We start from the raw sequence: 2,659 nt of genomic DNA on the forward strand, positions 1-2,659 counted from the left end.
GATCGAACTGCGCGCCACCGAGGCCGGCGCCCCGCTCTACCGCGCCCTCGGGTTCCACCCCGTGGACGGCTACATGACGCTGCGGCCCGGCCCGGCCGAGCCCTGACCCCGCCGGTTGCGCGAAGGGGGCCCGAAGGAGAAAGGTGCCCCAGCCCACGAACCCCATGAACCCCACGAAGCCCGAGAGACACGACCACCGGCCCGCCGACACCGTCGTCGGCGTCCTCACCGGAGGACCGAGCCGCGAACGCGACCGCTCCCTCGCGACGGGCGCCGACGTCGCGCAGGCACTGACCACCCTCGGATACCGGATCCGGGTGATCGACACCATTGATCCCGCGTTCGCGGACCAGGTGCGCGCGGTGGACGTGGCCTTCCTGGCGCTGGCGGGCCGGCACGCGGAGGACGGCAGGCTGCAGGGCTTCCTGGAGACGAGCGGCATCCCCTACACGGGCTCGGGTGTCCGGGCCAGCGCCCTCGCCATGCACAAGCCCACCGCCAAGATCGTGGCCGGCGCGGCGGGCGTGCCCGTGCTGGCCGGAGTCCTCGTGCCGGACACCCAGGCCGCCGACGCGGCCGCCGAGGACGTCCTCGCCCGGCTGGCCGCCCCGGTCATCGTCAAGGCGCGCGCCGAGGGCAGCTCGATCGGCATCGCCGTGGCCCGCGACCGGAGCGGGCTGACGCAGGTGCTCGAGGACCTTCGCGCCGCCGGCCACCGCCTGTTCGTCGAACCGTTCGTCGAGGGCAGGACCGTGACGGTCGGTGTCCTGGACTCGGACGGTGACCCGGTGCCCCTCCCCGCCGCGGAGGTCCTCACCGCCGGCGAATTCTACGACCACGCGGCGAAGAACAGCCCGGACCTGCACTCCTTCAGGTGTCCGGCCGACCTTCCGGACGGGACAGCACGGGGGATCAGGGAGGCCGCCCGGCGAGCACACACCGCACTCGGCTGCTCGAGCCACTCGCGAAGCGACTTCGTCATCGCCCCGGACGGGGGCTTCCACTGGCTCGAACTCAACACCCTGCCGGCGCTGCGCCGTACCGCCACCCTCCCGCTGACGGCCGCCGCTGTGGGCATCGGCTACGAAGAGCTGGTCGAGCGGGTCCTGCGCGGTGCCTTCGCGCCGCGCGACTGAGGAGGGAAAACGATCACCTGTCAGAGGTGCTGGACGAGGCCGACGCCCAGGGCGATGAGCGCCGCGGCGAGGAGGAGGGCCCCGCCCCGGGTGAGGTGGGTGCCGGGGGAGGAGTGGCCTTCGGTGCCGAGGGCGAGGTGCAGGAAGAAGCCGCCGGACTGGGCGAGCACTCCGGCCAGCAGGAGGATGCCGAAGAGCCACTCCGTTCCGGAGGAGAACCCCGCGCGGGGCAGGTAGAGGAAGTAGACGAGGGACAGGATCAGCAGCACGCCGGCGTGGGCGTGGCCGGCGCGGAAGGACCGTTCGCGCAGCGGGGTGAGCGTGCCGTTCTGGACGGTGGTCAGCTGAAGCAGCGCGTGTCCGCCGAACTCCACGGTCACCAGCGAGAAGACGGCGACAGCCGGCAGGAGTGTGGACGCTTCCATGGTGGGCCGCCTTCGAGGTGTCGGGCCGGGCAAGTGGTCGCAGGCTACGGGGGCATCCGCCGGGCTCCCGCCGGTCTCGGGCGGGGCCCGGCGCGGGTCCACCCGGATGCGGGGCGCGGGGAGAGGTCGAGGGCCGGCGGGACCTGCTCGTGGCCGCCTGCGCGGCGCCACCGGCAAGGCTGGTCACGGACGGTAATCTGACGGTCACTTCCTTGTATTCGCAGTACTCGCACCGCATGACGAGGGTGGTACGACAGTGACCGACGTGATCAAGACGCCCCAGCCGCTCGCCGAGCAGGCCCCGAGCGCACTGCTCCTGCTGGCGCACGGCAGCCTCGCTCCCGAGGCGCAGGAGTCCACCCGGGCGCTCGCCCGCGCGGTCGAGGCCTCCCACGGGAGCCGGGTCGAGGTGGCCTTCCTCCGGCACGCCGGCCCCACGGCCCGTGAAGCGCTGGGCGCGCTCGCCGAAGCCGGGCACGAGGAGGTGGTCGTGGTGCCGTTGCTGCTGACCGCCGCCTTCCACGCCCGGGTCGACCTGCCCAAGGCACTGCTCGACCCGCCGGGCAAGGCACCGATCGTGGCGCCGGTGCTGGGCGGTCCCACCGGCGTGCCCGACGGACGGCTGGTCGCGGCGCTGCGGCGCCGGCTCACCGAACTGGACGTCGAGTTCGACGCGGTGGTGCTGGCGGCGGCGGGCAGCGTCGACGCCGCCGCGTCCTCGTCGGTGGCCGCGATGGCGTCCGCGCTGGGCACGGAGCTCGGCCTGCCGTGCCGGGCCGCTTTCGCGTCGGCCACCGAGCCGACCCCCGGCGAGGCGGTGGCGGAGCTGCGCCGGGCCGGGGCCCGGCGGATCGCGGTCGCGTCCTACTGTTTCGCCGCCGGCCTGCTGTTCCGCGTGACCGTCGAGGCCTCGACCGCGGCCGGAGTGGTCGGCGTCTCCCAACCGCTGGTCGACGCGCCGGAGTTGGTCGAGCTCGTTCTGGAACGCTTTCACCAGGCCCGCGACGCGAAGGTCTGACCGGCGACACTTCCGCCCGGCCGGTACCGTACCGCTCCTCCAGCTGCTTGAGCACGCCCTCCGGGTCCCGCACGATCGCC

The 2,659-nt window shown here is 73.8% G+C and carries 3 protein-coding genes; 2 read left to right on the top strand and 1 reads right to left on the bottom strand.

Features of this window, described 5'->3' with window-relative positions; genetic code table 11:
- Positions 1-143 precede the first annotated feature (143 nt).
- Entirely contained in the window at positions 144-1,136 is a 993-nt protein-coding gene (locus tag ACWDCZ_RS40145; protein WP_449818571.1) for a D-alanine--D-alanine ligase family protein, read from the top strand.
- A 20-nt stretch (positions 1,137-1,156) separates the two neighbouring features.
- Here ACWDCZ_RS40145 and ACWDCZ_RS40150 read toward each other — a convergent pair whose 3' ends face one another.
- Positions 1,157-1,561 carry a hypothetical protein gene (locus tag ACWDCZ_RS40150; RefSeq protein ID WP_074003226.1) on the bottom strand — a complete coding sequence of 135 codons (405 nt, stop codon included), beginning with the start codon at positions 1,559-1,561 and terminating at the stop codon, positions 1,157-1,159.
- 265 nt (positions 1,562-1,826) lie between these two features.
- Here ACWDCZ_RS40150 and ACWDCZ_RS40155 point away from each other — a divergent pair, with 265 nt between their 5' ends.
- The gene (locus tag ACWDCZ_RS40155) at positions 1,827-2,579 is read left to right on the top strand and encodes a sirohydrochlorin chelatase (protein ID WP_387970670.1); all 753 of its coding nucleotides are present in this window, start codon (positions 1,827-1,829) and stop codon (positions 2,577-2,579) included.
- Positions 2,580-2,659: the final 80 nt, after the last annotated feature.

Source organism: Kitasatospora sp. NPDC001225 (assembly GCF_053597855.1).

Bases quoted from the DNA above. Each gene is read 5' to 3' on its own strand.
- ACWDCZ_RS40150 (WP_074003226.1), bottom strand. From the start codon at position 1,561: ATGGAAGCGTCCACACTCCTGCCGGCTGTCGCCGTCTTCTCGCTGGTG.